The sequence below is a fragment of the Parashewanella hymeniacidonis genome (assembly GCF_016900895.1).
In the GTDB taxonomy this organism is placed as follows: domain Bacteria; phylum Pseudomonadota; class Gammaproteobacteria; order Enterobacterales; family Shewanellaceae; genus Parashewanella; species Parashewanella hymeniacidonis.
Genome location: NZ_JAFEUN010000214.1, coordinates 1 through 3,012, shown reverse-complemented (window position 1 = coordinate 3,012; position 3,012 = coordinate 1). Strand labels below are relative to the sequence as shown.

The 3,012-nt window shown below is 36.3% G+C and carries 4 protein-coding genes; 1 reads left to right on the top strand and 3 read right to left on the bottom strand.

The window, feature by feature from the left end:
* Positions 1 to 205: 205 nt before the first annotated feature.
* Positions 206 to 679 carry a hypothetical protein gene (locus JQC92_RS21620; RefSeq protein WP_205001601.1) on the bottom strand — a complete coding sequence of 158 codons (474 nt, stop codon included), beginning with the start codon at positions 677 to 679 and terminating at the stop codon, positions 206 to 208.
* Positions 680 to 874: 195 nt separating this feature from the next.
* Positions 875 to 1,006, bottom strand: a complete 132-nt coding sequence (locus tag JQC92_RS22995) for a hypothetical protein (RefSeq protein ID WP_276315829.1) — start codon at positions 1,004 to 1,006, stop codon at positions 875 to 877.
* 187 nt (positions 1,007 to 1,193) lie between these two features.
* Here JQC92_RS22995 and JQC92_RS21615 point away from each other — a divergent pair, with 187 nt between their 5' ends.
* The gene (locus tag JQC92_RS21615; RefSeq protein WP_205001600.1) at positions 1,194 to 2,060 is read left to right on the top strand and encodes a M28 family metallopeptidase; all 867 of its coding nucleotides are present in this window, start codon (positions 1,194 to 1,196) and stop codon (positions 2,058 to 2,060) included.
* A gap of 323 nt (positions 2,061 to 2,383) precedes the next feature.
* Here JQC92_RS21615 and JQC92_RS21610 read toward each other — a convergent pair whose 3' ends face one another.
* Positions 2,384 to 2,671 carry a hypothetical protein gene (locus JQC92_RS21610; RefSeq protein WP_205001599.1) on the bottom strand — a complete coding sequence of 96 codons (288 nt, stop codon included), beginning with the start codon at positions 2,669 to 2,671 and terminating at the stop codon, positions 2,384 to 2,386.
* Positions 2,672 to 3,012: the final 341 nt, after the last annotated feature.

The window sequence follows — 3,012 nt, the reverse complement described above, 5'->3', positions numbered from 1 at the left end:
TCTAAATCGCCTTACTCTGTGTTAAAAATAGTTTATTTAGATGACTAAATTGCACTATTTCCGCCTCGATTAAGGCGATTTATTGCTCAGCTGAATTATTAAACAAAGATCAACAGCCCCTAAGCCGAGTAAAATTAATATTGTGAAATTCGATGGCCAAGACTGGGAAAAGAATGCCCATATCTTGTCGCATAAAAGTATGAATCTAGGTTGAGTGAATTCCTAAATTACGGTCCACGATTCCATCAGATGTCTTCATCACTTCCTGAAGGCCATTAATAAAAGCCTGGTATGCTACATAATGTTGTTCTGTTAATTCTCGATTTCCTGCGCTATCAGCACTTTTCAATTTTTCTATATGGCCTAAATAGGACTTAACTTGTGCACAGCAATACTTATTAAGGACTTCCTCTTCATTATATTCTTCTGTACTTTTTTTTTTCTCAGAGTCAACTACCGCTCTCATACCTCTACAAGCATGAAATAAGAAGAGCTCATCCATCTTGGGATTAACTGGACAATCCATTGTTTTTAAATTAAAAGGACTGATATTGCCTTGTAATATATGGATATCCCCTTTTGAATCACGTTCTAACCTTGATGCTAGCTGCTTGTAATCACAGTACAAATGTTCTGAAGCACCTTGTGAAACACTAAAATCAACTTTACCTGTAGACATATGCAACACCATAGTAGTGGAATTTTAAATCTAGCTGACCATAATTACTGTTAATAACTATTCAACCAATTTAATAAAATAAAGTCTGTTGTATATTATTAACCGCATAGCCTCCAGTTAAATTTTGTTAATGTTGTTCAATGAGCTGTAAAAAAAGGCACTGAAATAGCGCCCTTATAAGTGAGAGATTAAGGATTACCTCAACATATCCCACTTTTTCCACTTGGTTTTATGCACCTTCATTGGTGAGGTTTTCGTATGATGATGTTCAGTGTCTGGGTTGTTGCACCAGCCTTTACCTTCAACATGAACCATTTTCTTATTCATAAAAACTTTGCGTTTCCCGCCCCAATGAGTACAGGTTGCACAAACATGCTTCATGCTTAATTTTACATCTTCATGGTGTTCGTTGTGTATTGGATATGAAACATATCATTAATATAATGGTTACATTTGAATATTTTTAAAATTTTCAGTACCTTGCAGAGAATCAAGTCAATGGTAAGAAAATCATATGAACAAAATAATAAAATTAAGTATCTTTGTATGTGCAATAGCACTTTCCAATTTTACACATGCGCAAAATTACACTTGGGATAAATTAAAAGTGTTTTCCGCAGCCACTCATGTTCGAGGTGCCGCATCAGACGAAGAGCTGCAAGCATTGAAATGGCTTAAAGCTGAGTATCAAGCACTAGGATATAAAGCTGAGGTCCAGCCTTTTACATTTAAAGCTAAAGGCAAAACATACAAATCAAATAATTTAGAAGTTGTATTAAAAGGCCAGTCAGCTAAAACCATCGTAGTTGGCGCTCATTATGACGGAATCACGGGTACTGGCTCTAAAGGGTTTATTGATAACGCTTCCGGTGCAATTGCGTTGCTTGGAGTGGCTAAACAACTAAGATCTAAACCTCTACCTTATACCGTTAAACTGGTCCACTTTTGGGCAGAAGAAATTGGTATATACGGCTCTGAAGCATACGTTAATAATAAAGAAAACGATCTCAATAATGTTATTGGAATGATTAATCTCGATACCATTATTGGAGGAGATTACTTATATATTCATAGTGCTGAATCTAAGGCGTACTTATGTAAAAAGATTATTCAAAGCAACTATAGCGTTAATCCTCAACTGAGAGAAAAGCTCATCTCCCTTTCAAAATCTCTGAACCTTAAAGATGGTTACAAGGTTCATCCACAAAATAATTCTTACAAAGAAGGGCAAACTGGAAGTTGGTCAGATCATTATCCATTCGCATGCAAAGGGATTCCGGTTGCATACCTAGAATCAACAAACTTTTTTATTAATGGCAAAGATGGTTACGATGGCGTAACCATTCACCAGCCCCGTATTGACTTTTGGAATAAATGGTGAAACACCCTTAAAAGTGATACTTGCATCACAAAACAGCGGCACCCTTGCGGTTATGAATGTCAATAAACGGGAATTTGAAATTGTCAATACCCCTCTGGTGAATGCTTACACGATGGCTACTCCCAGTCTACTGACAAACAGTTTTGGGATTGCTTTGATGAAAAGAAAATGACGGCATGCAACCGGAAAACTGAATCAAAATGGGGAAATATTTGGCATACAAAATTTGATAGTGCAACTTTTTTAACTGCTAAGAAAAACAAGAAACTAGAGTCACAGCTTAATAGTGCCGTAACTTTAATTTCTCATTTTTTATTACGACCTTAATGGTTTGGGTGTTTTTTAACACCCTTGTTCCACTTTACACATCCATCGTCCGTACAGGTAATGCCAACATTATTTTTTATCGTTCCGTCAAAAAACGGAGTTTTGTCATTCTTAAAATATACTTTCACTTCCGCTGACTTAACCGTAGCGTATTTATCATAAGCCAACCAAAACTTTCCAGGGATAATTGTATTTTCCGCCATGTTTTTATTCAGCTTATCTGACAAAATTTGAAACTTAATCACATGTGAAGTCATATCGTTAATGGGGAGGCAGGTATTCATTTCTAATCCTCCCTGCCTTGTATCATTACACAAATCAATGCCATTCCAAGCTGGTTTATAAACACCATTAAAATTATTAGTTTGAAACGTTGGTTTGTGATACTGAAGTTGAGCAAAAGCGGCACTACAAAGAGAGAAAGATAGGAGTATGGTAAAGCTTAATTTTTTTTCCTGAAACAGTCATTGCAATAATCTCTACTCAAAATAATCACACCTTTAAGCCTGTCTCTTGATCAGATCTTAGTGCATTTCTCCGTCAGCTAGCATTTCTTTCGCCATCCTATATCCAACGACATAAGATTGAAGGGTATCCCAACCTTCCCAAATCGTTTCCCAACCTG